The organism is Pseudonocardia acidicola (genome assembly GCF_012911935.1).
Classification (GTDB): domain Bacteria; phylum Actinomycetota; class Actinomycetes; order Mycobacteriales; family Pseudonocardiaceae; genus Pseudonocardia; species Pseudonocardia acidicola.
In genome coordinates this window covers 1-25533 of the sequence record NZ_JAAXLA010000096.1, presented here as the reverse complement: position 1 = coordinate 25533, position 25533 = coordinate 1, and the positions used below count along the sequence as shown (strand labels likewise).

General features: G+C 72.0%; 24 protein-coding genes. 10 read left to right on the top strand and 14 right to left on the bottom strand.

Annotation, left to right across the window (positions count from 1 at the left end; translation table 11 throughout):
* The 5 genes from HF526_RS31170 to HF526_RS31150 form a co-directional block, all read right to left on the bottom strand.
* On the bottom strand, positions 1-1236 hold a 1236-nt coding region (locus HF526_RS31170; protein ID WP_169385236.1), incomplete at its 3' end, for an MFS transporter.
* 82 nt (positions 1237-1318) lie between these two features.
* Entirely contained in the window at positions 1319-2335 is a 1017-nt protein-coding gene (locus HF526_RS31165; protein WP_169385235.1) for a 2Fe-2S iron-sulfur cluster-binding protein, read from the bottom strand.
* Positions 2332-3324 carry a PdxA family dehydrogenase gene (locus tag HF526_RS31160; protein ID WP_169385234.1) on the bottom strand — a complete coding sequence of 331 codons (993 nt, stop codon included), beginning with the start codon at positions 3322-3324 and terminating at the stop codon, positions 2332-2334. Before HF526_RS31160 ends, HF526_RS31165 begins: the two co-directional genes overlap by 4 nt.
* The gene (locus HF526_RS31155; RefSeq protein WP_169385233.1) at positions 3321-3791 is read right to left on the bottom strand and encodes an aromatic-ring-hydroxylating dioxygenase subunit beta; all 471 of its coding nucleotides are present in this window, start codon (positions 3789-3791) and stop codon (positions 3321-3323) included. Before HF526_RS31155 ends, HF526_RS31160 begins: the two co-directional genes overlap by 4 nt.
* A gap of 65 nt (positions 3792-3856) precedes the next feature.
* Positions 3857-5110, bottom strand: a complete 1254-nt coding sequence (locus tag HF526_RS31150; protein WP_169385232.1) for an aromatic ring-hydroxylating dioxygenase subunit alpha — start codon at positions 5108-5110, stop codon at positions 3857-3859.
* Between the two features lie 62 nt (positions 5111-5172).
* Between HF526_RS31150 and HF526_RS31145 the strand changes: the two genes are divergently transcribed.
* Entirely contained in the window at positions 5173-5985 is an 813-nt protein-coding gene (locus HF526_RS31145; RefSeq protein ID WP_211178072.1) for an IclR family transcriptional regulator domain-containing protein, read from the top strand.
* Between the two features lie 667 nt (positions 5986-6652).
* Positions 6653-8143 (top strand): hypothetical protein, encoded by a 1491-nt coding sequence (locus HF526_RS31140; RefSeq protein WP_169385231.1) that lies wholly within the window; start codon positions 6653-6655, stop codon positions 8141-8143.
* A gap of 87 nt (positions 8144-8230) precedes the next feature.
* On the opposite strand, the gene HF526_RS31135 is transcribed toward HF526_RS31140, so the two are convergent.
* The gene (locus HF526_RS31135) at positions 8231-8497 is read right to left on the bottom strand and encodes a hypothetical protein (RefSeq protein WP_169385230.1); all 267 of its coding nucleotides are present in this window, start codon (positions 8495-8497) and stop codon (positions 8231-8233) included.
* A 215-nt stretch (positions 8498-8712) separates the two neighbouring features.
* Here HF526_RS31135 and HF526_RS31130 point away from each other — a divergent pair, with 215 nt between their 5' ends.
* The 6 genes from HF526_RS31130 to HF526_RS31105 all read left to right on the top strand — a co-directional run bounded on the left by HF526_RS31130 (position 8713) and on the right by HF526_RS31105 (position 16612).
* Positions 8713-9912 carry an ROK family transcriptional regulator gene (locus tag HF526_RS31130; protein ID WP_169385229.1) on the top strand — a complete coding sequence of 400 codons (1200 nt, stop codon included), beginning with the start codon at positions 8713-8715 and terminating at the stop codon, positions 9910-9912.
* Positions 9913-10133: 221 nt separating this feature from the next.
* Positions 10134-11570 carry a sugar porter family MFS transporter gene (locus HF526_RS31125; RefSeq protein WP_169385228.1) on the top strand — a complete coding sequence of 479 codons (1437 nt, stop codon included), beginning with the start codon at positions 10134-10136 and terminating at the stop codon, positions 11568-11570.
* A 3-nt stretch (positions 11571-11573) separates the two neighbouring features.
* On the top strand, positions 11574-12395 hold the full coding sequence (gene otsB, locus HF526_RS31120) for a trehalose-phosphatase (protein ID WP_169385227.1): 822 nt from the start codon (positions 11574-11576) through the stop codon (positions 12393-12395).
* 28 nt (positions 12396-12423) lie between these two features.
* On the top strand, positions 12424-14844 hold the full coding sequence (locus tag HF526_RS31115) for a glycoside hydrolase family 65 protein (RefSeq protein ID WP_169385226.1): 2421 nt from the start codon (positions 12424-12426) through the stop codon (positions 14842-14844).
* 26 nt (positions 14845-14870) lie between these two features.
* On the top strand, positions 14871-15662 hold the full coding sequence (locus HF526_RS31110; RefSeq protein ID WP_169385225.1) for an HAD family hydrolase: 792 nt from the start codon (positions 14871-14873) through the stop codon (positions 15660-15662).
* Positions 15659-16612 (top strand): ROK family glucokinase, encoded by a 954-nt coding sequence (locus HF526_RS31105; RefSeq protein ID WP_169385224.1) that lies wholly within the window; start codon positions 15659-15661, stop codon positions 16610-16612. The genes HF526_RS31110 and HF526_RS31105 overlap by 4 nt, the downstream gene beginning before the upstream one ends.
* Before the next feature lie 58 nt (positions 16613-16670).
* On the opposite strand, the gene HF526_RS31100 is transcribed toward HF526_RS31105, so the two are convergent.
* The 5 genes from HF526_RS31100 to HF526_RS31080 all read right to left on the bottom strand — a co-directional run bounded on the left by HF526_RS31100 (position 16671) and on the right by HF526_RS31080 (position 21730).
* Positions 16671-17042 carry a hypothetical protein gene (locus HF526_RS31100; protein WP_169385223.1) on the bottom strand — a complete coding sequence of 124 codons (372 nt, stop codon included), beginning with the start codon at positions 17040-17042 and terminating at the stop codon, positions 16671-16673.
* Positions 17043-17223: 181 nt separating this feature from the next.
* Positions 17224-17805 (bottom strand): thiamine pyrophosphate-dependent enzyme, encoded by a 582-nt coding sequence (locus HF526_RS31095; protein WP_169385222.1) that lies wholly within the window; start codon positions 17803-17805, stop codon positions 17224-17226.
* Positions 17792-18340 carry a thiamine pyrophosphate-binding protein gene (locus HF526_RS31090; protein WP_169385221.1) on the bottom strand — a complete coding sequence of 183 codons (549 nt, stop codon included), beginning with the start codon at positions 18338-18340 and terminating at the stop codon, positions 17792-17794. The genes HF526_RS31095 and HF526_RS31090 overlap by 14 nt, the downstream gene beginning before the upstream one ends.
* A 34-nt stretch (positions 18341-18374) precedes the next feature.
* Positions 18375-19610 (bottom strand): FAD-dependent monooxygenase, encoded by a 1236-nt coding sequence (locus HF526_RS31085; protein ID WP_169385220.1) that lies wholly within the window; start codon positions 19608-19610, stop codon positions 18375-18377.
* Positions 19611-19684: 74 nt separating this feature from the next.
* Positions 19685-21730 (bottom strand): ATP-dependent Clp protease ATP-binding subunit, encoded by a 2046-nt coding sequence (locus tag HF526_RS31080; RefSeq protein WP_169385219.1) that lies wholly within the window; start codon positions 21728-21730, stop codon positions 19685-19687.
* A gap of 170 nt (positions 21731-21900) precedes the next feature.
* On the opposite strand from HF526_RS31080, the gene HF526_RS31075 reads away from it, so the two are divergent.
* Entirely contained in the window at positions 21901-22056 is a 156-nt protein-coding gene (locus HF526_RS31075) for a DUF6131 family protein (protein WP_169385218.1), read from the top strand.
* A 182-nt stretch (positions 22057-22238) separates the two neighbouring features.
* On the opposite strand, the gene HF526_RS31070 is transcribed toward HF526_RS31075, so the two are convergent.
* Both HF526_RS31070 and HF526_RS31065 read right to left on the bottom strand, forming a co-directional pair.
* Positions 22239-23021: a class I SAM-dependent methyltransferase gene (locus HF526_RS31070; RefSeq protein ID WP_211178071.1), complete on the bottom strand. Its 783-nt coding sequence runs from the start codon at positions 23019-23021 to the stop codon at positions 22239-22241.
* Positions 23018-23959, bottom strand: coding sequence for a methylenetetrahydrofolate reductase (locus HF526_RS31065; RefSeq protein ID WP_239029372.1), 942 nt, complete (start codon positions 23957-23959; stop codon positions 23018-23020). Before HF526_RS31065 ends, HF526_RS31070 begins: the two co-directional genes overlap by 4 nt.
* Positions 23960-24163: 204 nt before the next feature.
* On the opposite strand from HF526_RS31065, the gene HF526_RS31060 reads away from it, so the two are divergent.
* Positions 24164-24832, top strand: coding sequence for an HAD family hydrolase (locus HF526_RS31060; RefSeq protein WP_169385216.1), 669 nt, complete (start codon positions 24164-24166; stop codon positions 24830-24832).
* Positions 24833-24841: 9 nt separating this feature from the next.
* On the opposite strand, the gene HF526_RS31055 is transcribed toward HF526_RS31060, so the two are convergent.
* The gene (locus HF526_RS31055) at positions 24842-25528 is read right to left on the bottom strand and encodes an SDR family oxidoreductase (protein ID WP_338051882.1); all 687 of its coding nucleotides are present in this window, start codon (positions 25526-25528) and stop codon (positions 24842-24844) included.
* Positions 25529-25533: the final 5 nt, after the last annotated feature.

Below are 25533 nucleotides of genomic sequence, written 5' to 3'. Positions count from 1 at the left end.
GTCCGCGGCCAGTGCGGCGCCGATGATGATCGGACCGAGGATGCCCCCGACCCGGCCGACCCCCAGCGCCCAGCCGACCCCGGTGGAGCGCATCGGCGCCGGGTAAAACACCGCGGCCAGGGCGATCAGGCTCTTCTGCCCGCCGCTGATGCAGCAGCCGGCCAGGAAGTTGGCGGTGAGCAGCACCCACAGCGGGGCGTTGAACGCCACCCCGGTGAGCGCGACGAACACGAACCCCACCAGGTAGAGCGCGCCGAGGGTGCCGTAGGCGCCGAGCCGGTCCATCGACGGCCCGGTGATGAACGCGGCCGCGATGCCGCCGACCGTGGTGAGCGTGGTCGCGGTGACCACCGTGCTCATCGAGTAGTTCAGGTTCGTCATGATCGTCGGCAGCCAGCTCTGCAACGCGTAGAACTCCGCCAGGTTGATCGCGAAGACGAACCAGAGCAGCACCGTGCCCAGCACCCGGTTGCGGGTGAACAGGCTGCTCAGCGCGGCCCGCTTGCCGGTGTCCTCGGCGTCGACGGTGAACGCCGGCGCGGCGTGCTCGGGCAGCGTGCGGTCGATCCGGCGGAAGATCCGGTAGATGTGCCGGGGATCCCCGTTGCGACGGATCATGAACACCGGCGATTCGGGCAGGAACCGCAGCAGCAGCGGCACCAGCAGCAGCGGGGCCGCCGCGCCCACCACGAACATCGAGCGCCACCCGTGCGCCGGGATCAGCCACCCGGCGGCCAGCCCGGCGACGACGAAGCCGAGGGAGAACCCGCAGTAGATGACGAGCACGAACGTGGCGCGCAGCCGCTTCGGGCTGAACTCCCCGGTCAGCGCCACGCAGCTGGGGGCGGCGGCACCGAGCCCGAGCCCGGTGAGGAAGCGCAGCACGATCAGTTCGGGGACGGAGAACGCCCAGATCGCGGCCAGCGTGCACAGCGCGAAGCCGATGGTACTGGCGACGATGACCCGTTTGTGCCCGAACCGGTCGGACAGCGGGGACAGCGCCAGGTAGCCGACCATGAGTCCGACCAGCGCCGAGGAGAAGATCGGGGCGAGGGTCTGCGGGGACAGGCCCCATTCCTTCGCGATGTGCGGGGCCATGTAGCTGATGGCCTGGGTGTCGAACCCGTCGATGAACATGACCAGCCCACAGAGGGTGATCACGCCGTACTGGAAGCGGCTGACCGGGCGTTCGTCGACGAAGCCGGGCAGCTGCAGCGGACGTCCTTGGAGAGACATCGATGGCCTCGATCCGGGGTCGGCGATGACCCCTGGTGTGGTGGGAAGGGAGAGGTGAGGGGAAGCTCGGTGATCAGGCCGGTCAGCGGGGCGCGACGGGTTCCGCAGCCCCGGACGGGACGAAGGCGTCGCAGAAGAAGCGGTCGGCGGGCAGTCCGGCGGTGCCCACGAACTCCGCGCGGGCCGCGGCGGTCATCGCGGGGTTGCCGCAGGCGTAGACCTCGTGGTGGCGCAGGTCGGGGTGGTCGGCCAGCACCGCGTGGTGCACATGACCGGTGCTCCCGGCCCACCCGGCGCCGGCCGCGGACAGCACCGGGGTGAAGGAGAACCAGTCGTGCCGGTCCGCCCACTGCTCGGCCAGGTCGGCGAAGTAGAGGTCCTCGTGGCGGCGGGCGCCCCAGTACAGGTGCAGCGGACGGTCCTCGCCGCGCTTGATCTGGTCCTCCACGATGGACTGCACCGGGGCGAACCCGGTTCCCGTGGCCACCAGGACCACGGGCCGGTCGGACTCGTGGTCGAGGCTGAACTCGCCGAACGGCAGCTCGACCTGCAGGGTGTCGCCCTTGGCCAGGGAGTCGAGCAGTTCGCCGGAGAACCGGCCACCCGGCACCCGGCGCACATGCAACAGCGCACCGTCGTTGCGGTGCGGCGGGTTGGCCATCGAGTAGTTGCGGCTGTCGCCGTCGGGCAACGCCACGGTGAGGTACTGCCCGGCCCGGAACTTCGCCCGCACGCCGGTCGGGAACCGCAACTGCAGCACGGCGACGTCGGCTGCCGGGTGGGTGATCTTGTGGACCTTGGCCGTGACGGTCTTGCGGGCCGGCGGTTCCCGGCGCGCGATCCGCTGCGGCGCGATCTCCAGGTCCGAGCGCGGCCGGGTCTGGCACAGCAGGACGCCGTCGGCCGGTCCGTCGATCCCGCCGCGGCCGCGCACGTCCGCCGCGCCCGCGGTCAGGCCGCCCTCGCAGGTCGAGCAGACGCCCTTGCGACAGGAGTAGGGCATGGTGAACCCGGCGCGCTCGGCGGCGTCGAGCACCGTCTCGTCCGGCTCGCAGCCGAAGACGATCTCGGTGCCGGCGACGCGGACGTCGTGGGTCATGCGGTCACCTCCGTGCGGCGGCCGGCGCCGCCGACCAGACGGACGGCGCGCAGCACCGCCTCGGGGTCGGCGACACCGCGGCCGGCGATGTCGAACGCGGCACCGTGCCCGACGCTGGAGAACGTGAGGCCGGCGCCGATCGAGAGTGCCGACGCGGTCCGGCCGGCGAGCAGCTTGACCGGGATGTGCCCCTGGTCGTGGTAGATCGCGACGCACGCGTCGAACTCGTCGCGGCGGTCGGGCCCGAGCAGCAGGTCCGCACCGAGCGGGCCGGTGGCATCGATCCCGTTGCGGCGCAACGCCGCCACCGCCGGGACGGTGACCCGCTCGTCGTCGTCGCCGAACAGGCCGCCCTCCCCCGCGTGCGGATTGACCCCGCACACGCCGATCCGCGGGGCCCTGGCACCCGCGGCGACCAGGAACCCCGCCGCAGCGCGGGCGGCCGCCTCGACCAACTCGGGGGTGAGCCGGTCCAGTGCGTCGCCGAGCCGCTCGTGCAGGGTCGCGTGCACGATCCGCAGGCCACCGCCGACGAGCATCAGGAACACCCGGTCGCGGGGCACGCCGGAGAGCTCGGCGAGCAGCCCGGGATAGCCGTCGAACGGGATGCCCGCGGCGTTGACCGCGGTCTCCGAGTGCGGGCAGGCCACGATCGCCCGGCCGAGGCCGGCACGCACCGCGTCCACCGCGGCGCGCAGGTAGGCGACCGTCGCCGCCCCTGCCTCCGCGCTGACCGTGCCGGGCAGCAGTTCGCCGTCGGGGAGTGCGGCGACCGGCAGCACGTCCAGCACCCCGGCTCGGGGCTCGGCGCGCCCGTCGGTCTCCCGCAACTCCAGCCTCGCCCGATCGGCCCAGGGGGCCACGACGTAGGGATCCGCGACGACGACGGGCGCGAGCGCCGGGTCCCCGGCCAGCGCGGCGGCGGCCTTCACCGCCAGCTCGGGGCCGACCCCGTTCGGGTCGCCGACGGTGAGCAGCACCCTGCTCATAGGGGCAGCGCCAGCAGTGTGTCGATCCGCGAGCTGTCGCAGACCACGACCCGCTCGGCGAGCTTGGCGTCCTCGCCGTCGAAGAGGTACCGGTCGAGGTAGCGGCCGGACGCGAACAGGTCGCTCGCCCCGTCGCGCATGATCCGGACGACGAGGAACGGCGTCTCGCTGCGGACCTCGTCACCGTCCTCGGCGAGGATGAACGGCTGGCCGAGGATGTGCCGGTAGCCGTGCCGCTCGTAGATGTTGGCCTCGCGCAGCGCCGACACCCGGTCGGTGAGCATGCCGCGGGTGTCGGCCCAGATCAGGCCGGCCTCCAGGCCCTCACGGTGGTTGTCGGCCGTGGTGACCGTGTAGAAGCACTTCTCGGTGAAGAAGTCCGGCCACTCCTCGAGCCGGTCCGAGTCGATGCAGCGGGCGTAGGCCGCCTGGGCCTGGCCGATGATCCGGAAGACGTCCCTGCTCACGTTGCCTCCTCGCCGACGCTCGCCAGCTGCGCTCGCCGCGCTGCTGTGTCCGATGGTGGGCTCGCTCACGCCTGTGCCTCCTGACGGATGCCCATGGCGGCCAGGTACGCCTTCCAGAACCCGCGGATCGAGGCCTCGGTCACCCGGCTCTCGCTCGACTCGGCGCTCGCGCCGCCCATCTCCAGCACCGCGGTCTGATCGGGGGCGCCGGCGACGCCGCGTTGCACGAAGCCGCCCACGCAGCCGTCCTCCATGGAGATGTAGCCGGCGGAGCCGACCAGGTTGGCCTGCTTGAGCCGCACCCGGCGCTGCTCGGGGGTGTCCTCGGCGAAGCCCAGCAGCGTCCAGTTCAGCTCGGTGCGGTCCACCCCACGGGGCAGGATCTGCCGGACCGCGACGGAGTTCTGGATCTGTTGCAGGACGAAGGCGGGGAAGGTCGACAGGATCTGCAGCGTCGTGTCGTCACCGACCTCGCTGAAGCCCTCCAGCAGCGACGGGTCGGCCAGCCGGTAGCCGCTGTCGGAGCGGATGTTCTGCTCGGTGTAGGCGGCGTCGCGCTCGGCCTCGCGGTCGATCGCGGAGTAGCTGACGTGGTGTCCGCCGTTCTCGCTGACGATGATCGCGCCGCTCTGGGACAGCCGGTTGATCTCGAAGGTCGTGAAGAACAGATGCAGGATGCTCGCGTGGTAGGAGTCCTTGACGTTCTCCACGTAGAGCTTCCAGTTGTTGGGCAGCATCTGGGTGAACCGGCCGATGACGACCGGCGTGCGCCCGCCCAGCACCCGCTCGATGCGACCGAGGATCTCCTCACCGAGGTAGTCCTCGATGTCGTCGACGTCGTCGGAGAAGCTGCCGAAGACCAGGCCGTGCACCACGGCGAGGCGCAACTTCCGCGGGCCGTGGGCCTCCATGCAGAACGACTCGGGCATGCCGCCCTTGCCCTTGATGCCGTCCTTGAACGCCACCCCGGTCAGGTCGCCCTGCAGGTTGTAGGTCCAGGCGTGGTAGACGCAGGTGAAGTCCTTGGCAGTGCCCTTGTCGTCCAGGGCGAGCAGCGCCCCGCGGTGTGCGCACCGGTTCTCGAACGCGTAGAGCTCGCCGTCCCGGTCCCGCGTCACGATCACCGGGGTGTCCCCGAGGAAACTGGTGCGGAACTGCCCGGGTGAGGCGACCTCGGCCTCCAGGCACAGGTAGTTCCAGTGCGGGCCGCGGAAGAGGTTCTCCTGCTCCGCGGCGTAGACGTCGGGTCGCTGGAAGACCCAGTACGGAACCCGGGTCAGCCCGTCGGGCCACTCCGGGAGCTCGGCCGTGCGCTCCAACTCGTCTCCTCGTGCCGGTGCGGTGCCTTGACAGGCACCAGAAGTGTTCGTATAACGAACTCATGGCTGTTTCTCGAACAGTAGAGACGGGTGGATCGGACGGTGTCAAGGACTCCGCCCCGGCCCGCGCGCCCGAGGGCATGGCCGGACTGGCCAAGGGACTGGCCGTGATCGAGGCCTTCGGGGAGACGTCGTCGCAGCTCACGGTGGCCGACGCGGCCCGGCTGACCGACGTCACGCGGGCCGCCGCTCGCCGCTGCCTGCTCACGCTGACCGACCTGGGCTACCTCACCCACGACGGCAAGTACTTCCGGCCCACGCCCCGGATGCTGCGGCTCGGCGGCGCCTATCTGGACACCGCGTCGCTGCCGGTACTGGCGCAGCCGCACCTGGTCGCCGCTCGCGACGCACTCACCGAGTCGGTGTCGCTGGCGGTCTGGGAGGACGGCTGGTCGGTGTTCGTCGCCCGGGCCGAGGCGGAGCGGATCGTGTCGACCGGCGTGCGGGTGGGCGCGCGGCTACCCGGGCACTGCTCGGCGACCGGACGGGCACTGCTCGCCGGCCTGACCGACGACGAGGTGGCCGCATTCCTCGCCCGCGGAGGCCGGGAGCGGCGCACCGTGAAGACCCTGATCGCACCGGAGGACCTCACCGCCGCCGTCGAGGCCGCCCGTGCCGACGGCTACGCGGAGAGCGACGAGGAACTCGAGCTCGGGATGCGCGCGATGGCCGTCCCGGTCAAGGACGCCCGCGGACGCACCGTGGCCGCGATGAGCGTGAGCGCGTCGAGCGCGCGAGTGAGCGTGGCCGAGATGCGCCGGGACTTCCTGCCGGTACTGATCGAGCACGCCACAGCACTCGGCCGGATGCTCTGACCCCGTCCGCAGGCTCGGCCCGGGCGGCTACTCGAAACGCGGCGGCGAGCGCCGTCGGCGCGGACAGCTCGCCCCCGGGCAGGCCTCGACGACCGCGTCGAGCGCGGTCTGCAACCGGGCACACTGCGCCTCGTCGACGTGACGGCGAGTACACCCAGCGCCGCCCGCCGGCCCGGCCGGCCCGCCGCGCTCGTCCCCGTCAGGGCGGGACGACCGGGATCATGGGGCAGAGTGCGGGAGGAAACCGGCGAGCGGCCGCCGCTCCGGCCGGTCGAGGCCCGCACGTCTCTTGCGTCGGTCAAGACCTCGGCCCCAGAGACAATGTTTAGGTAAAGAGTTGGTCACGCATTTGCGATAACGGGCGTAGTACGCAATGCTGAACCAGTCCGACGAACACCTCGGAAGTGCGATCCGAGTGCGTGGTATCGCTGCCGAGCACCCGAGTGTTAGCCCCTGTCGGCCCCCTGATTGAAATCTTCGGGATTTGCCCGCACTCCCCCTACGAGAAGGGGGCCGAAACCCGCCAAGCGGGGCCGGTCGGACTGTGAGTGATCCCCGATTCCCCCGATCGTGTCCCGCCATAGCGTTCCGATCACTGAGAGCGACCCACCCGGGTCTCTCACATGTCGGCCCACTCCGGGCTCCCCCCGACATACTGGAGATAACGTTGGCGAACATCTCGCTGCTCGAACTGGTGTCCAGGCTCTCTTCCAGCCAGGACGCCAAGGCCGCCTTCACCCAGGACCCGCGCGGCTACCTGCAGAGCTGCGGGCTCGGGCACGTCTCCACCGAGGACGTGCGTGACGCGATCGCGCTGGCCGGCGACCATCAGCGCGCGGATTTCAACCGGGACTGGCAGCACGACACCGCTCACCGCCAGGTCGTTGACAGCGACCACCGCTTCGACGTCCGCTACGAGCGCGACGTGTTCACCGAGAAGTCGGTGCGCGAGCACGACCACCGCTTCGAGCACGACCGCAGCGTCACGGTGATCGACGACGACCGTCACACCGAGGCCGACCGCGACCGGGACCGGGACCGTCGCACCAGCACCGACCAGGACCGCGACCGGGACCACGACCGGGACCGCGACCAGGACCGCGACCACGGCCGCCACACCGCCACCGACGCCGACCGCGACCGCCGCCCTGGCACCGACCAGGACCGCGACCGGGACCACGACCGGGACCACGACCGGGACCGCGACCAGGACCGCGACCAGGACCGCGACCACGGCCGCCACACCGCCACCGACGCCGACCGCGACCACGACCGCCGCCCTGGCACCGACCAGGACCACGACCGGGACCGCCGCCCTGGCACCGACCAGGACCGCGACCGGGACCACGACCGCCGCCCTGGCACCGACGCCGACCGGGACCACGACCGCCGCCCTGGCACCGACGCCGACCGCGACCACGACCGCCGCCCTGGCACCGACCAGGACCACGACCGGGACCGCCGCCCTGGCACCGACGCCGACCGCGACCACGACCGCCGCCCCAGCACCGACCAGGACCGCGACCACGGCCGCCACACCGCCACCGACGCCGACCAGGACCACTCCGGCAACGGGCACGTCGACAACCGCTTCGGGCACGTCGAGCAGCACGTCGACAACCACTCGGTCGTCGCCTCCGGCGCCGGCTCGGTGGCTGCCGGTCGCGGCATCGACCACAGCACCGTCACCACCGGCCACGACAACGTCGTCGGCCAGCACGACAACGTGGTGCACGGCGCCCACGACACCACTGCCTTCGGCAGCGGCTCGGCGGCCAACCTCGACCACGTGACCGCCGACCACGGCGGCGCGGTGTCCGCCGGCGGCAACGCCACCGGCTACGACCAGGACAGCCACAACGAGCTGAACAACTTCGGCAAGGGCGCCGTCAACACCGCCGACCACGGCAGCACCTCGAGCCAGGTCGTCACCGACACGCACACCGACAGCCACAACAACTCCAGCGTGCACGTGGACAACCACAGCACCACCGACACCCACACCGTCACCGAGATCGGTTCGCACAACGACACCGACACGACCACGGCGCTGGACTCGCACAACGACACCCACACCGAACTGGCCTCGCACAACACCAGCACGGTCGACTCGCACGACACCAGCCACGTGGTCTCCGACAACCACCTCCACTTCTGAGACCCGGACTGCACAATCCGACGCCCGGCCCGCGCAGTGCGCGGGCCGGGCGCCCGGCTTCCATGGCCGGCGAATCCGCGACATCGGCTACGCCCGGCAGCTCACGAGCGCTGAGAATGTCCGCCAGTTCGCCGTTGCCGGCCCGCCGCGCTTCCACGACCGGCGCCGCTCGAACAACTCGGTCGAATCGACATCGGGCCCGGCCTCGACATCGAGGTCCGGTTGACGGTGCTCGGACACCGCGTGACCCACAGCGGGACGAGTCCAGCCCCTGCATCGGCTGTCGCTACCCACCTTCCGCCGGAACGGCGCTCCGGCGACGATGTCCGGAAACGACATCTCGAACACCGACACGCTGCATCTCGTAGATGCATTCCGGCCTGTTCATGGCCTACGCCGAATGGGACCTCGATGCGATTCCGGGCCCCGCCCGGCGCGGACCGCAACCGAACCGGCTGCCTGACCGGGAACGTCACCGACGGCGGGGTAACGCCCGATGTCGCTTTCCCGACGGGAGCGGCCGGTCGATCCCACTCCGTGTAGTCGATCATGTGACTACCATCTGGCGGATGCAGGATCGGCCGCGGCGGGTGCGACCCGGCTCGCCGACATCGCTCAAGAAGGCGAACCAGGCCCTTCTCGTGCGAGCACTGCAGGTCGCGGGTGCCCTGACCCAGGCCGAGATCGCCCGCGTCACCGGCCTCGCGCCGTCCACGGTGTCCAACATCGTCCGCGAACTGTCGGCGCGCGACCTGATCACCGTCTCCCGCGCCGAGCAGCATGGCCGTGCCGTGCAGGCCGTGCGGCTCTCGCGCTCGGCGGGGCTCGTGGTGGGGATCGACTTCGGCCATCGGCATCTCAGAGTCGCGCTCGCGGACCTGGCCTACGAGGTACTGGCCGAGGAACGGGTCCCCCTCGACGACGGGCACAAGGTCACCGATGGGCTCAGCGAGGCCGGCCGCATCATCGATGCCCTGCTGGCCGAGGCCGAGACCGACCGCACCCACGTCATCGGGATCGGGATGGGCCTGCCTGCGCCGATCGACCTGCGCACCGGCCAGGTCGGCGCGCCGTCGATCCTCCCGGGCTGGGTGGGCGTCGACGCCGCGACAGTTGCGTCGGAGCGGCTCGGCGCGGCCGTCCGCGTCGACAACGACGCCAACCTCGGTGCACTTGCCGAGGCCCGCTGGGGCGCCGGCCGCGGCGCGGAGAGCCTGGCCTACCTGAAGCTCTCCGACGGCGTCGGCGCCGGTCTGCTCATCGGCGGCCAGCTCTACCGGGGGCGCAGTGGGACCGCGGGCGAGATCGGGCACGTGACCATGAACGACTTCGGCCCGGTCTGCCGGTGCGGGAACCGGGGCTGCCTGGAAACGCTGGTGTCCACCGGCGCGGTGCTCGATCTGCTCGAACCGGGCCACGGGCCCGGCCTCACCATCGTCGGCGTGGTCGCGCTGGCCCGCGACGGCGACGTCTCCTGCCGCCGGGTACTGGCCGACACCGGCCACCATGTCGGGATCGCCGTGGCCAACTTGTGCAACGTGGTCAACCCGGACCGCATCGTGATCGGGGGCGAACTGGCCCAGGCAGGTGATCTCCTGCTGGACTCGATGTGGCACACCCTCAACCGGTACGGGATCCCGAGTGCCGTGCAGACGGTGGACATCGTGCTCGCCGAACTCGGGGCCCGCTCACAACTGCTCGGCGCCCTCGCGCTGGGTCTGCAGGGCGCCGATCCCGTGATCGCGGCGCTCGTGCGCACCGCGCCCTGAGGGCCGTCTGCACCAGTCCCCTCGGCGACGTGGATGCAGCCGATCAGGGGAACGGGGACGTCGATCGTGAAGACCGGTGCGCCATGTGGCGGGCTGTTGCCTTCACCTCTTGACGCTCCTTGTGACCCCGAACACACTGCGGCCGGGGGCGAGGCCGCGTCGTGTGCAAGCCCGATTGAAGGCAGAACGGGTCTCCCCCTCAGAACAGCAGGGAGGCTCCGGTGGCCACGACCCCAGACGACGTACCCCAGCAGACCGAGCAGGATCAGTCCATCCAGACAGCCGGACCGAGCACCGGGCGGACCGTTCTGGTCACGGCGACCGCAGCACTCGGCGGCTTCCTCTTCGGCTACGACACCGCCGTGATCAACGGCGCGGTGAAGGCCGTCGGGGAGCACTTCCACACGTCGCCCCTCGTCCTCGGGTTCGCGGTGGCCGCGGCGCTGATCGGGTGCGCGATCGGCGCCTGGTTCGCGGGCGGGCTCGCGGACCGGTCCGGCCGGATCCGGGTGATGGTCCTCGCCGCCGTCGCGTTCGCCGTCAGCGCCCTGGGCTCCGGTTTCGCGTTCTCGATCTGGGATCTCGCGTTCTGGCGGTTCGTCGGCGGATTGGGCGTCGGTGCCGCGTCGGTCATCGCACCGGCCTACATCGCCGAGATCTCCCCGGCCCACCTGCGCGGCCGCCTCGGGTCGCTGCAGCAGATGGCGATCGTGGTCGGCATCTTCGTGGCCCTGCTGGTCGACTTCGCGCTGGTCGCCGGGTCCGGGAGTGCCACGGCACCGCTGTGGTTCGGCCTGGAGACCTGGCGCTGGATGTTCCTGTCCCTGCTGGTCCCCGCCCTGGCCTACGGCGTCCTGGCATTGACGATCCCGGAGTCGCCGCGCTACCTCGTCGCGAATCAGCAGCAGCAGAAGGCGGCGGAGATCCTGCGCCGGTTCGTCGGCGGCGACGTCGACGGGCGGATCAGGGAGATCGGCCGCACCCTGGCCGGCAAGGCCCACCGCGGCAGCTTCGCCGCCATCCGTGGTCGCAGCCTCGGCCTGTTGCCGATCGTCTGGGTCGGCATCGGGCTGTCGGTGTTCCAGCAGTTCACCGGCATCAACGTGATCTTCTACTACTCCTCGGTGCTGTGGCAGGCGGTCGGGTTCACCGAGAAGGACGCGCTGGCGATCACGGTGATCACGTCGGTGACGAACATCCTCACCACGATCATCGCCATCGCCCTGATCGACCGCATCGGCCGCAAGCCGCTGCTGCTGATCGGTTCGATCGGTCAGTTCGTCTGCCTGGGTGTCCTCGCCTTCCTCTTCGGAACCGCGCCGGTCGTCAACGGCACCCCGAGCCTCGGCGCGGCCGCGCCGATCGCGCTCATCGCCGCCAACCTCTATGTCGTGTTCTTCGGCGCCACCTGGGGCCCGGTGGTCTGGGTACTGCTGGGTGAGATGTTCAACAACCGGATCCGGGCCATGGCCCTGTCGGTGGCCGCCGCGGCGCAGTGGGTGGCCAACTTCCTCATCTCGACCACGTTCCCGGCGCTGGCCTCCGTGGGGCTGGGCCTGGCCTACGGCGTCTACACCTTCTTCGCGCTGCTCTCGATCTTCTTCGTGATCAGGTTCGTCAGCGAGACCAAGGGCCGCGAGCTGGAGGAGATGGTCTGACCGATGACTGCGCCGGCGTCCACTGTTCGGGACCTACCGCACGCGCTCCGCGACGCCGGGCTGTTCACCCGGCGGGTGGCTGGGCGCCGGCCGGCCGTGTTCCTCGACTACGACGGGGTGCTGACACCCATCGTCGACCGGCCCGAGGACGCGGTCATCTCCGCCGGCATGCGCGACACCGTGCGGGCCCTGGCCCGGTGCCTCCCGGTGTGCGTGGTCAGCGGCCGTGACCGGCCGGTCGTCCAGCAGTTGATGGGCATCGACGACCTGGTGGTAGCAGGCAGCCACGGTTTCGACATCTGGAGCCCGAAGGAGGGCACGATCCAGCACGACGCCGCGTCCGGTTTCGAGGACCTCATCGAGAAGGTGACCGACCGGCTGCGCGCGGAGGCGGGGTCGATCCCGGGGGTGGTGATCGAGCCCAAACGCGCCTCGGTCGCGGTGCACTACCGGCTCGTCGACCCGCAGGAGCACGACCGGATCCGGGCAACGGTGGACGCGCTGCTGGCGCAGTACCGCGGCCAGCTCAAGGTCACCCCCGGGAAGATGGTCTACGAGCTCCAGCCCAAGATCGACTGGAACAAGGGCCGGGCGGTGCTCTACCTGCTCTCCCGGCTCGGTCTCGATTCCCCCGACGTCGTGCCGGTCTACCTCGGCGACGACATCACCGACGAGGACGCATTCCGGGCGCTGCGCGGGCGCGGCATCAGCATCATCGTCGGCCACGCCGACGACCCGGAGGTCGGCGACCGCGCCACGGCGGCCGACTTCGTCCTCGAGTCCACCACCGAGGTGGAGCGGTTGCTGTCCACACTCGCGCACTGACCATGCCCTACGCCGCTGGGAGGGACCCGTGCAGGACTTCACGCTCAGCTACGACACGTTCGAACCCGGCGCCGAGACTCTGCGCGAGGCACTGACCTCCACCGGCAACGGCTACTTCTGCACCCGGGGGGCGGCGGAGTGGGAGGACGCCGGGCTCCTGCACTACCCGGGCACCTACGCCCACGGCGGCTTCAACCGGGAGACCACGATCATGGGTGGCCGCCCGGTGCTCAACGAGGACCTGGTCAACCTGCCCAACTGGCTGCCGCTGAAGCTGCGCATCGAGGGCGAGGATGCGGTCCGCCTCGACAACGTCGAGATCCTGTCCTACCGGCACTCCTACGACATCCACCTCGCGCTGGTGCAGCGCGAGCTGCGCTTCCGCGACCGGGCCGGCCGGGAGACGAGCCTGCGCAGCCGCCGGTTCGTCAGCATGGCCCACAGCCACCAGGCCGGCATCGAATGGACCCTGACGCCGGAGAACTGGTCCGGCCGCGTCGAGGTGGTCTCCGCGCTGGACGGCCGGGTGACGAACCACATGGTGGCGCGCTACCGCGAGCTCGAGGGGCGACACCTCAACCCGGTCTCCCCCCGCACGTTCGGCCCGGAGACCATCGCGCTGAAGGTGCAGACCCGGCAGTCGAACATCTACATCGCCGAGGCGGCCCGCACCCGGGTGTTCCGCGGCGACGACCCGGTCGAGGTCGAGCGCAGCCTTTACCAGATGGAGGACTACATCCAGCAGGTGCTCGCATTCGACGTCGAGCGGGGCCGGCCGGTGCGCGTCGAGAAACTGGTCGCGCTGTTCACCTCCCACGACAACGCGATCAACGAGACGCTGGGCGCCGCGGGCCGGCACGTGCAGCGCTACCCGGACTTCGCCGAGGCACTGGCCGAGCACGAGTCGGCATGGACGGAGCTGTGGGACGTCTGCGACATCGAGCTGCCCCACGAGCCGCGCGCGCAACTGCTGCTGCGCCTGCACGTCGCGCACGTGCTGCAGGTCTGCTCCCGGCACACCGCCCGGCACGACGCGGGCGTCCCGGCCCGCGGGCTCAACGGCGAGGCCTACCGCGGGCACGTGTTCTGGGACGAGCTCTACGTCTACCCGTTCCTCAACTTCCGGCTGCCGGAGATCACCCGCGGGCTGCTGATGTATCGCTACCGCCGGCTCGAGGAGGCCCGGGAGGCGGCTCGCCAGGCGGGTTACCACGGCGCGATGTTTCCGTGGCAGAGCGGCAGCGACGGGACCGAGGAGACCCAGATCGTCCACCTCAACCCGCTGTCCGGGCAGTGGGACCCCGACCTCAGCCACAACCAGCGCCACGTCAACGCGGCGATCTTCTACAACGTCTGGGAGTACTACAAGGCCACCGACGACCTGGAGTTCCTCCGCGACTACGGCGCCGAGCTGATGCTCGAGATCGCCCGGTTCTGGGCCTCGATCGCGCACGTCAACCCCGAGCGTGACCGCTATGAGATCCACGGTGTGATGGGGCCCGACGAGTTCCACGAGCGCCACCCCGGAGCCGACGAGGGCGGCCTGCGCAACAACGCCTACACCAACGTGATGGTGGCGTGGATCGCCGACACCGCGCCGCGGGTGCTCGACCTGCTGCCGGCCAGCCGGCGCGCGGCGCTGCGCGCCAAGCTCGGGCTCGGCGACGAGGAGCTGCGCACCTGGCGGGCCATGAGCCGCAAGATGTTCGTCCCGTTCCACGGCGACGACGTGATCAGCCAGTTCGAGGGCTACGGCGACCTCGAGGAGCTGGACTGGGAGCGCTACCGGGCCGCGCACGCGAACATCCAGCGGCTGGACCGGATCCTCAAGGCCGAGGGCGACGACCCGGACCGCTACCAGCTGGCCAAGCAGGCCGACGCGGTCATGCTGTTCTTCCTGTTCTCCTCCGACGAGCTGCGGGAGATCTTCGAGCGGCTCGGCTACGCCCATGACCCGGGCCTGGCCCGGCGGACCATCGACTACTACGACCGGCGTACCTCGCACGGCTCCACGCTGAGCCTGGTCACCCACGCCGGCGTGCTCGCCGGGATCGACCCGGAGAGCTCGTGGGAGCGGTTCATGGTGGCGCTGGAGAGCGACGTCGGCGACGTGCAGGGCGGGACCACCAAGGAGGGCATCCACATGGGCGTCATGTCCGGCACCCTGGACCTCCTGCAGCGCGGCTACCTCGGCGCCAGCGTCAGGGACGGGGTGCTGCACTTCGAGCCGCGGCTGGTCGACCGCCTGGACGGTCTCGCGCTCTCCATGCAGTTCCGGGGGACGTCGATCCGGGTGTCGATCAAGGGCGACGAGCTGACCGCACTCGCCCGGGTCGAGGGTTTCCGCGCCCCGGTGCGGATCGCCGTCGGCGGCCAGGTCCGCGAGCTGGGCGCGGGTGACGGCTGGGTGTTCGCGCTGCCCCCGCTGCCCGCCACCGCGACCAGCTAGAGCACGGCTACCGGAAGGGAGCGATCATGCCCACACGGGGATTCGAGGGAGCCATCTTCGACGTCGACGGGGTCCTCGTCGACTCGCCGCACGAACGGGCGTGGCGGGACTCCCTTCAGGAGTTGATGGAGACCCGGTGGGCCGGGATCCGCGACCGGACATCGTGGGCCCCCGACCGCTTCACGCCGCAGGTCTACCAGCAGGTGATGTCGGGCAAGCCGCGGATGAGCGGGGCGATCGCCGCGCTGGAGCACTTCGGGGTCCCTGACGCCTCCGCCCGGGCCGAGGAGTACGCGGCGCGCAAGCAGGACATGGTGGTCGAGCTCATCGAGGCCGGCCAGTTCGAGGCCTACCCCGACGCGTTGCGCTTCGTGCTGGCCGTCAAGGCGGCGGGGATCCCGACCGCGGCGGCCTCGTCGTCGAAGAACGCGGGCCTGTTCCTGCGGCAGATCCGGCTCGACACGTTCGCCGAGGAGCAGGGCCTGCACTACGACGTCGTCCGGCCCGGTCTGAGCCTGCTCGACTTCTTCGACGCCGACATCTCGGGGCGCGACTTCAAACAGGGCAAGCCGCACCCGGAGATCTTCCTGACCGCGGCCTCCGAGCTGGGGGTGGCACCGGAGCACTGCTTCGTGGTGGAGGACGCAGCCAGCGGCGTACAGGCCGCCAAGGCCGGCGGGATGGCCGCGCTGGGCCTGGCCCGCGCCGACGACGAGCAACTGCTCGCCGACGCGAAGGCGGACCTGGTCGTCACGTCGCTGGACCAGGTCGACGTGGCTCTGCTGGCCCGGCACGAATTGGCGAGGCGGACGTCATGAACGCGGGCGCCCGGGCGATCGGCGTCGACATCGGCGGGACGAAGATCCTGGCCGGTGTCGTGGACCAGAACGGGACGATCATCGCCAGTTCCCGCCGGGACACCCCGGCCGACGACCCTTCGAAGACCCTGTCCGCGATCGCCGACGCGATCCGCGAGCTGACGGTCGAGCACGCCGTCGCCGGGATCGGGCTCGGCGCCGCGGGTTTCGTCGACGAGAAGCGATCCACCGTCATGTTCGCCCCCAACCTGGCTTGGCGCGACGAGCAGCTGCGCTCCTCGCTGGAGGGCCGGCTGGGGCTGCCGGTGGTGGTGGAGAACGACGCCAACGCCGCGGCCTGGGCCGAGGCCCGGTTCGGTGCCGCGCGCGGCGAGTCGCACGCCGTGGTCCTGACGATCGGGACCGGCATCGGCGGCGGCATCGTGCTGGACGGGAAGCTGCTGCGGGGGCGCTACGGCATCGCCGCGGAGGTCGGCCACCTCAACGTCGTCCCCGACGGCCGGCGCTGCGGCTGCGGCCTGCAGGGCTGCTGGGAGCAGTACGGCAGCGGACGTGCCCTGGTGCAGGAGGCCCAGGAACAGGCCGCCGTCTCCCCGGCGATGGCCGTGGAGCTGCTGAAGCTCGCCGACGGCCGGGCGGAGAGCATCACCGGGGAGATGGTCACGCACGCCGCCAAGGTCGGCGACGTGGCGGCCCTGCAGTGCTTCGACGAGCTCGGCCGGTGGCTCGGCCGGGGCATCGCCCAGCTGGCCGCGATCCTCGACCCCGGTGTGTTCGTCCTCGCCGGGGGCGTGTGCGCGGCGGGCGAGCTGCTGCTGGCGCCCATCGAGGCGACCTTCCGCAAGCACCTGACCGGCCGGGGCCACCGCCCGACCGCGGAGGTCCGCATCGCCGAGCTAGGGCCGGAGGCCGGGCTGGTCGGAGCCGCCGACCTCGCCCACCACCGGTGACCCCCGGGCGGGCACCGCCGGCGCCGTGCCCGCCCGGCCGGCTCGGCGTCGGGTTCGCTCAGTGCGGCGTGTGCTGGGCGGTCCGCACCGCGTCGAGCATGCCGTGCAGGTGCGCCGCGGCGCGCTCGATGTCCACGTACTTGCGCTGCCCGGCGCGCGACTCCGCGGCCAGCACCCCGCACCGGTGCACCTTCACGAAGTCGCCGAACGGGAACCGGTACCGGGCCTTGGTGTCCTCGGGCTCCGCGTCGTCGATCCCGAGATGCCACCTGCCGTACTCCCGGTAGCCGTGCTCGGCGATGAAGTCGTTCTCCTGGCGGGTGGAGGGCTGGTGCTCGCTCCAGTCGTCCCGCTCGTCGATGACGTACTTCCCCGCCTCGATCAGGCTCCGGGCGTAGTCGTACGCGCTCTCGTGCAGCTTCACGGTCATGGTCGTCCCGTTCCTGGCGTCCTGGCGCCGCACCACGGCGTGCCCGGCTGAGCGTGACGGGGCACGCGCGGTCCGCACCTCGGCCTCGCGGGACCAGCGTCGGCCGCCGCGTCACCCTCCGATGACGGATTCCCCTTGTCGATCGCCGCGGCTGCTCGCCGGGAGGGGGTGGTGAGCGGGATCAGAGCCCGGCGTCGAGCCCCGACGGCGGCAGGGCCGGCACACCCAGGTTGCGGCGCACCCCGCGCACCACCTCGGCCGGGTCGACGAACGGTGACGGGCCGGGCCAGATCCGCTCGGTGATCCGTACCTCCACGACCCCGGGCTGCTCGATCGACTTGAGCGTGGCCCGCAGCGCCTCGACCGAGTCGACGACCGCGCCGGCCAGCCCGTCGAGGGCATCGGCGACCTCGGCCAGCCGCAGCGCGGGCGGCACCGGCTGCCCGCCGGTGATCGAGTAGGCACCGTCGGCGAGCACCACCACGACGAGGTTCGCCGGCCGGCAGGCCGAGACCGACCACAGCGTGCTCGCGCCCATCAGGCAGTCGCCGTCGCCGAGCAGCGCCACCACCTGACGGTCCGGTACCGCTTCGGCCAGGCCCAGTGCGGCGGCCATGGCCGAGCCCATCGCAGCGCCGAAATAGAAGTGCGGGCCGTCGTCGGTGACCAGTCGCGTCGCCGACGTCGCAGTGCCCAGCGACGAGACGATGACCGCCTCTGCGAAGACCTCCACGACGGCCCGGGTCGCCTCAACGATGTTCACGGCCACCTCCGAGCTCCGGCCCCAGCAGGATCGCCGCGGTCTCCTGCGCGCCGAAGGCCAGTCCGAGCACCCCGTCGGTGATGGCCGTGGCGTCCTCGGCGCGGTGCAGCGGGAAACTCTGGACGCCCAGGGCGTCGAGCAAGGACCTGGTCGCCCGGCCGATCGGTACCTGCGAGGGGTTGCGCTCCCCCAGCGTGCCGCGCATCGAGATGACCAGCGGCAGGCCGAGGCGGTACGGCACGGCGAGCGAGCCGAGGGCGTTGAGCGCGTTGCCGACGCCCGAGCTCTGCATGAGCACGACCGGCTGCCGGCCGGCGATCCGCTGGCCTGAGGCGTAGGCCACGCACTCCTCCTCCCGGGCCAGCGACCGCAACGGCAGCCCGTGCTCGCCGAGCCGCTCCAGCACCCCGTTCAGCCGCGAGTCGGGCACGTAAGCGGCCACGCCGACCCCGCCGGCGACGAGCCGGTCGGCGATCGTGACCTGCCAGTCCAGACCGCTGGGCACGCTCACCCCGCGCGATGGTGCCTCGGTCATTGCCATCTCCTTCGACGGTGCGGGGCGGGGCCGGTCATGAGGCGGAGCGGTCGGCTCCGGCCGCCCCGGCTGCGTCGTAGGCGTGGATCCAGCCGAATCGCTCGACCAGCTGGGTCAGGTCCCGGTCCCGGGCCTGGGCGGCCGGCCCGTCGGGCAGGTGCAGCAGGGCCGAGGTCTCGAACGAGCTGCGCTGCACCAGCCGGGTACGTGTCCGGCGCAGCCGTTCGTAGCGGCGGAACGCGTCCGCGTGGCCACCGGGTGCGGCGCCCGCGAGACATGCGGCCAGCGTGACCGCGTCCTCGACGGTCTGATTCGCGCCCTGGCCGTGGTGGGGCAGCATCGCGTGCGCGGCGTCGCCGAGCAGCACGGCCCGGCCGCGGCTCCAGTGCGTGAGCGGAGGCAGCGTGAACAGCGCCCATCGCTCGCTCTGCGGCACCGCGTCGATCATCTCGAGGACGGCGGGATGCCAGCCCGCGAAGTGGGCGGCCAGCTCACCCGGTGCGGCGTCCGCGGTCCCGGTCGGCGACGTCCATGTCGCGGGGCCCTCGACGACGGCCAGGAAGTTGATCGTGTCGCCGCGGCCGATCGCGTAGTGCAGCAGGTGCGCGCCGGGACCCATCCAGAACTGGATCGCCATCGGGTCGGGCAGCGAGGGCACCGCGTCGACCGGAACCAGTCCGCGGAAACCGCTGGTCCCCGAGTAGACGGCGGGCGCGGCGCCGGCCACCCGGCGCCGCACCGCCGAGTGCACCCCGTCCGCGCCGACGACGAGGTCGGCCTCCGCGCTCGTCCCGTCGACGAACTCGAGCCGGACCCCGTCCGGGCTCTCGGCGACGCCGGTGACCGCACGTCCCAGGTGCAGGGTCTGCGGCTCGACCGCGGCCATCAGGATCCGCTGCAGCTCCGCGCGGTGGATGCCGTGGAACGACGCGCCGAACCGGTCCCGGTAGGCGTCGCCCAGCCCGACCGGGTGCGAGACCAGCCGGCGGTCGTCGCGCCATCCCCGGTAGACGAGCTCGGTGGGCTCCACGGAGACCTCGCGCAGCGCCGGTTCGAGGCCGAACCGCTCCAGCAGCCGCGACGCGTTGGCCGCCAGCGCGACCGCCGCACCGACCTCCCGCAGCTCCGGCGCCTGCTCGTAGACGTCGACGGCGATGCCGTACCGGCGCAATGCGATCGCCAGGGTGAGCCCGCCGATCCCGGCACCGACGACGGCAACCCGCAACGGCCCCGGGCCGGCCGAGGCGGAGCGGAGATGATCACCCGACATGTGTCCGATGCTGCCACTGCGGCGGTGCGCCGCGCCGGTTCTGTTCCAGATCCCGACACATCCCGGCCGGATGGTCAGGTATCCCGGGCGGTGAGCTGCAGCGCCCCGCCGGCGACGCCGACGACCACCCGCTGCCCGGCCCGGGCTTCCCCGCCGATGAGCATCCGGGACAGTCCACGGTCCAGCTCGCGGCTGATCGTGCGGCGCAGCGGCCGGGCGCCGAACTCCGGACGATGGCCGCGCTCGGCGAGCCAGTCGACGGCCGCGTCCTCGACCGTCAGGTCGATGCCCTGGGCGCGCAGCCGGTCCCGGGTCTCGTCGAGCAGCAGCCCGGTGATCCGCCGCAGATCGGTGTGGTCGAGGCCGCGGAACAGCACGATCTCGTCGATGCGACCGGCGAACTCGGGCCGGAAGTGGCGGCGTACCAGGGCCAGCAGCGGCTCCCGGACGTCGTCCACCAGCCGCCCGGACGCGGTGACGGCGAGCAACTGCTCGGCCCCGAGATTGCTGGTCATGATCACGACCGTGTTCGTGAAATCGGCGGTCCGGCCGTGCGCGTCGGTCAGCCGGCCGGCGTCGAGCACCTGCAGCAGCGTGCCGGTCACGTCCGGATGCGCCTTCTCGATCTCGTCGAGCAGCAGCACCGCGTACGGGGACCGGCGGACGGCCTCGGTGAGCTGGCCGGCATCCTCATAGCCGACGTGGCCCGGCGGCGCGCCGACCAGCCGCATCGCACTGCTGCGATCGCCGAACTCGCTCATGTCGAACCGCAGCAACTGGTCGGGTGAACCGAACAGGGCCTCGGCCAGCGCGCGGGCCAGCTCGGTCTTGCCGACGCCGGTGGGCCCGAGGAACAGGAACGACCCGACCGGCCGATTGGGGTTGCCGAGCCCGGCCCGGCCCGCCCTGATCGCGTCGGCGACCGCCTCCACGGCCTCGTCCTGCCCGACGATGCGCCGGCGCAGCTGCTCCTCCAGGTGCAGCAACCGGCGCCGCTCGGCGGTGGTGAGCCGGGCGACCGGGATGCCCGTGCTGCGCGAGAGGGCCTCGGCGACGTCGTCGGCGGTGATCTCGACGTCGCCGCGGGAGCGGCCGCGGGCCGACCCGAGCTCGGCGAGCGCCCGGTCGAGCTCACGGGTCAGGATCTGGGCGCGCTCGTAGTCCTCGGCGTCCACCGCGACGTCCCGGGCCCGGCGCAGCTGCTCGATCCGCTGCTCGCGCTCCGCGCTGCCGCCGTCCGGGGCGACCGCCCGGATCCGGGCCCGGGCGCTCGCCCGGTCGATCAGGTCGATCGCCTTGTCCGGGAGGAACCGGTCGTGCAAGTAGCGGTGGGAGAGCTGGGCCGCCGCGACCGTCGCCGCGTCGGTGATCCGCACCCGGTGGTGCTGTTCGTAGCGCTCGCGCAGTCCGCGCAGGATCGCGATGGTGTCCTCGACCGACGGCTCGGCGACTCTGACGGGCTCGAAGCGGCGTTCCAGGGCCGGGTCGGACTCGATGTGCTTGCGGTACTCCCCGGCCGTGGTGGCCCCGATGAGCTGCAGGTCGCCGCGGGCCAGCGCCGGCTTGAGGATGGTCCCGGCGTCCATCGCACCGCCCTCGGCGGCGCCCGCGCCGACCACGGAGTGCAACTCGTCGACGAACACGACGACCGCCCGCCGGGCCTCGACGATCTCGTCGACCACCCCGGTCAGCCGCTGCTCGAAGTCGCCGCGGTAGCGGGTGCCGGCGACCATGCCCGCCAGGTCCAGGGCGACGACCCGCACCCCGTGCAGCGCGTCGGGGACCTCCCCGTCGATCACCCGCTGCGCGAGGCCCTCGACGATCGCGGTCTTGCCCACGCCGGGATCCCCGACCAGCGCCGGATTGTTCTTCGTCCGCCGGGCGAGCACCTCGAGCACCTGCTCGATCTCGGCCTCGCGGCCGATCACCGGGTCGAGCTGCCCCTCGGCCGCCGCCGCGGTGAGATCACGGCCGAATCGGTCCAGCCGCGGGGTGGCCGAGCGCCCGCTCGTCCCGGCTCGCGGCGCCGTGGCGCCCAGGGACGACTCGAGGTTCCCGACCAGCCGGCCGACCAGGTCCTCCAGCGGCCCGAACCCGGAGCCGAATCCGTCGTCAGGCATGCCGACCTCCTCGCTTGCCTCCGCAGCAACCGATGGTCCTCCGCTTGCGGGCAGATCGCCGTCTCGATCTCGTGGCGTTACGAAACCGATTTCTCACCACATCCGGCGGAACCCGACCGGCGGCCCTATCATTTCGCCGCTGTGTCCATGGTGGACCACCGGGAGGTAATATGATCATCCTCGGTTTGATTCTTCTGGTGCTGGGTCTCGTTCTCGGCATAAGCATCCTCACGACCCTCGGAATCATCCTGCTGGTCGTCGGGGTCGTGCTGGCCGTCCTGGGGAGCACCGGGCGGGCGGTCGCCGGGCGACGGCATTTCTTCTGATCAGCTCCCGGCAACCGGGAACCGTCCCGGCCGCTCGTCACCGGCACGGTGACGGGTGGCCGGGGCGGCCGGTCTTTCGGGCCGGCAATCCGGTCTCCGCAGCGCTGCCCCGGACAGCACCTGGAAAAGGAAAAGATCACAGATCGTCATGTCCGCGCAACCGATGATCGGCATTCGCCGGGTCAGCGCGCCACCGCGTGGATCAACCGGCCGGCCACGTGCCCACCATCCAGCAGACGACCCATTCGCTGCTCCTGCTCGTGAGCCTGGACCCACCGTGGGTCGTCGCCGTGCGCTGCGGCGAGGGCCTGCTCGACACGTTCCTGGCGCCGCTGCCAGGACGGCGGCGCCGCGGCGAAGTCCGTGGCATCGGCCTGCGCCACCAGCTCGAACGCCGCGTCGGCCAGCAGCCCGGCCACCTCGGCGTCGGTCGGGAAGTCGTTGCCGTCCGGGGCCTCCGGCAGCTCCGGCGTGACCTTGGCGAACACCAGCATCCCGAGTCGCCCGCCGCGGGTCAGCACCCGACGCAGCTCGGCGAGCAACGCCGCCTTCTGCTCAGTCGTGCACAGCACACCCAGGCACCACGCCGCGTCGAACGAGTCGCCGGCCAGCGGCAGCCGCTCGCCGGCCCCGGCGACGACCGGGAACCCGAACAGCCGCATCGCGGCACGACAGGCCCGGGTCATCGGCTCGACGAGCACCGGGCGCACCCCGAACCGTTCGGCCGCGTAGGCCGCCGGTCCGCCGACGCCCGCGCCGGCGTCCAGCAGCCGGGTACCGGTGGCGAGGCCGAGGGCCTCCCCCAGCCACGCCAGTACCGCCGGGCTGCCGCTGCCCCGGCACCCGGCCGGGATGGCGTACCCGGGCCCGAGCTCGGCGACGACCTCCTCGGTCCAGCCGGCCACGACGTCGAACTCGGCCTCCATCGGCTCGGCCTCGGCGGTCTGCTCCACCTCGGCGCTCATCGGGCGCCGTCGCCGATGATCTCCTGCCCGACCGAGGCCTTGACCTGCGCGGCGAACATCTCACCCCGTTCCGAGGCGAGCCCGGACAGGTTCACCCCGACGACCCCGTCGACGGCGAGCAGCGCCCGTGCCTCCGCCACCGCCGCCTCGATCCCGGCCGCCACCGGGTCCGGCGCACCGAGCACCCGCTTGACCTGCTCGCGGTCCAGGTGCAGGCCCGGAAGGTTCGCCAGCACCTCCGCCGACCGCTCGTCGGTGTAGACGGCCACCCCGGCGATCAGCGGGATCGTCACGCCCGCAGCCCGGGCCCGCGCCGCGAACCGGGCCAGCCGCTGCGTCGAGCCGACGTGATTGAGCACGCACAGGTGCGCGCCCGCCCGCTGCTTCTGCCGCAGCCGTGCCGGGCGCACGGCCCGCGGCCGCGCATCCGGAGCCTCCGGGACGGCGACGAGCAAGCCGGCCGCCGCGGCCATCGCGGCCAATCGGGTGCCGTCGAGGTCGAACACGTGGGTCACGCCCGGACGTACCCCCGGGGCCCGCCCGTCACCCGTCACGCACAGCACACCTTCCGCGCCGGCCAGGGCCAGGCCGCCGAGTTCCTGGGAGAGAACGAGCCGGTTGCGGTCGCGGCAGGCCAAGGTGACCCACGGGCTGCCGCCGGCCCCGCGCACCAGGGCGGCCATCAGCGCAGGCGGGAAGCCCGGCCGGTTCTGGTGCTCGCCGACCAGCAGCCCGTCGCACGAGCCGGCCAGTGCCCCGGCCACCTGCTCGACGCTCGCCCGGTCGAACGGGCGCACCGTGAGGTCGGTCAGCACCACCGGGCGCCGCGCCGCCGTCGCCAGCAACCCGGTCGGTGGGGCGGTGACCGGGTCCGGCGGCGAGCCGCCCCACGGCACCGCCTCGCGGCGCGCCGCGAACGGGCAGGGGACGGGCGCCATCTCGCAGGTCAGATCCTCTCCGACGCCACCGCACGGCCCGTACACCATCCGTTTCGGACATCCCGGTTCACCTTCGGCCGACACGAGCGGCAACGGCTCAGACATGTCCGCATTCTCGCCGCGAGACCCGCCGCGGCGCCCGCGCAAGCGCATCACCCCGGCCGGTACCGTGTGCGACGGGCGGTCGCCGGGTACCTGCATGTCATGGCCGACACCGCCGTCTTCGACGTCGACGGAACGCTCATCGACACCAACTACCACCATGCCCTGGCCTGGTACCGCGCCTTCCGCAGGCACGACATCACGCTTCCGGTGTGGCGGCTGCACCGCGCCATCGGCATGGGCGGCGACCACCTCGTCGCGGCCGTGGCCGGCGAGGACGTGGAGGCCCGGCTCGGCGACCGGCTGCGCGCGGAGTGGGCCGAGGAGTTCGAACCGATGCTCGGCGAGGTCCAGCCGTTCGCGGACGCGCGGTCGCTGCTCGAGGAGGTTCGGCGACGCGGCTTCGCGCTGGTGCTGGCCAGCTCGGGCAAGAAGCACCACGTGGACCACTACCTCGACCTCATCGACGGCAAGTCCGTCGCCCAGGCCTGGACGACCGCCGACGACGTCGATCACACCAAGCCCGCGCCCGACCTGCTGCTGGCCGCGGTGGCGAAGGCGAACGGCACCTCCGGTGTGGTCGTCGGCGACTCGGTGTGGGACTTCGCCGCCGCGGACCGGGCCGGCTGCCCCGGCTATGCGGTCCGCACCGGCGGCTTCTCCCCCGACGAGTTGTGCTCGGCCGGCGCCCTCGCCGTCTACGAGTCGCTCACCGAGCTGCGCGACGACCTCGACGACACCCTGCTCGCCAAGCCCGAGCCCACCGGTTGAGTCCCTGGTTCAGCCCCGGCCGATGAACGGCATCGTCGTCGCGGTGATGGTCAGGAACTGGACGTTGGTGTCCAGCGGCAACCCGGCCATGTACAGCACCGCCTCTGCCGCGTGGGCCACGTCGAAGGTGGGCTCGGCGACGATGCTGCCGTCGGCCTGCCGGGCGCCACGGGCGATACCGGCGGTCATCTCCGTCGCCGCGTTCCCGATGTCGATCTGTCCACATGCGATCCCGTAGGGGCGGCCGTCCAGCGACAACGACTTGGTCAATCCTGTGATGGCGTGCTTGGTGGCGGTGTAGGCGATGCTGCCCGGGCGCGGGGTGTGGGCCGAGATGGAGCCGTTGTTGATGATGCGCCCGCCCTGCGGATCCTGCGCCTTCATCGTGGCCACCGCCTCCCGGGCACACAGGAACGCGCCGGTCAGGTTGGTGTCCACGGTGGCCTTCCAGTCCGCTACGGAGATCTCGTCCGCAGCGCCCGACGGGCCGAAGGTGCCGGCGTTGTTCACCAGCAGGTCCACCCGGCCCCACCGCCGTCGGGCCGCCTCGAACAGCGCGGACACCGAGTCCGGCGATGCGACATCGGTCGGTACGACGAGCGCCGCCGGGTCGCCCTGGGCCGTCTCGTCCAGTGCCTCGGGGCGCCGACCCGCCAGCGCCACCCGGTAGCCGGCCCCGAGCAGCGCGCGGGCCACTGCCC

Excerpts from the sequence above, each read along its gene's own strand:
- HF526_RS31165 (WP_169385235.1), bottom strand. The coding sequence starts at position 2,335 with ATGACCCACGACGTCCGCGTCGCCGGCACCGAGATCGTCTTCGGCTGC.
- HF526_RS31160 (WP_169385234.1), bottom strand. The coding sequence starts at position 3,324 with ATGAGCAGGGTGCTGCTCACCGTCGGCGACCCGAACGGGGTCGGCCCC.
- HF526_RS31145 (WP_211178072.1), top strand. The coding sequence starts at position 5,173 with ATGGCTGTTTCTCGAACAGTAGAGACGGGTGGATCGGACGGTGTCAAG.
- HF526_RS31130 (WP_169385229.1), top strand. The coding sequence starts at position 8,713 with ATGCAGGATCGGCCGCGGCGGGTGCGACCCGGCTCGCCGACATCGCTC.
- otsB (WP_169385227.1), top strand. The coding sequence starts at position 11,574 with ATGACTGCGCCGGCGTCCACTGTTCGGGACCTACCGCACGCGCTCCGC.
- HF526_RS31110 (WP_169385225.1), top strand. The coding sequence starts at position 14,871 with ATGCCCACACGGGGATTCGAGGGAGCCATCTTCGACGTCGACGGGGTC.
- HF526_RS31105 (WP_169385224.1), top strand. The coding sequence starts at position 15,659 with ATGAACGCGGGCGCCCGGGCGATCGGCGTCGACATCGGCGGGACGAAG.
- HF526_RS31100 (WP_169385223.1), bottom strand. The coding sequence starts at position 17,042 with ATGACCGTGAAGCTGCACGAGAGCGCGTACGACTACGCCCGGAGCCTG.
- HF526_RS31090 (WP_169385221.1), bottom strand. The coding sequence starts at position 18,340 with ATGACCGAGGCACCATCGCGCGGGGTGAGCGTGCCCAGCGGTCTGGAC.
- HF526_RS31085 (WP_169385220.1), bottom strand. The coding sequence starts at position 19,610 with ATGTCGGGTGATCATCTCCGCTCCGCCTCGGCCGGCCCGGGGCCGTTG.
- HF526_RS31080 (WP_169385219.1), bottom strand. The coding sequence starts at position 21,730 with ATGCCTGACGACGGATTCGGCTCCGGGTTCGGGCCGCTGGAGGACCTG.
- HF526_RS31075 (WP_169385218.1), top strand. The coding sequence starts at position 21,901 with ATGATCATCCTCGGTTTGATTCTTCTGGTGCTGGGTCTCGTTCTCGGC.
- HF526_RS31070 (WP_211178071.1), bottom strand. The coding sequence starts at position 23,021 with ATGAGCGCCGAGGTGGAGCAGACCGCCGAGGCCGAGCCGATGGAGGCC.
- HF526_RS31065 (WP_239029372.1), bottom strand. The coding sequence starts at position 23,959 with ATGGCGCCCGTCCCCTGCCCGTTCGCGGCGCGCCGCGAGGCGGTGCCG.
- HF526_RS31060 (WP_169385216.1), top strand. The coding sequence starts at position 24,164 with ATGGCCGACACCGCCGTCTTCGACGTCGACGGAACGCTCATCGACACC.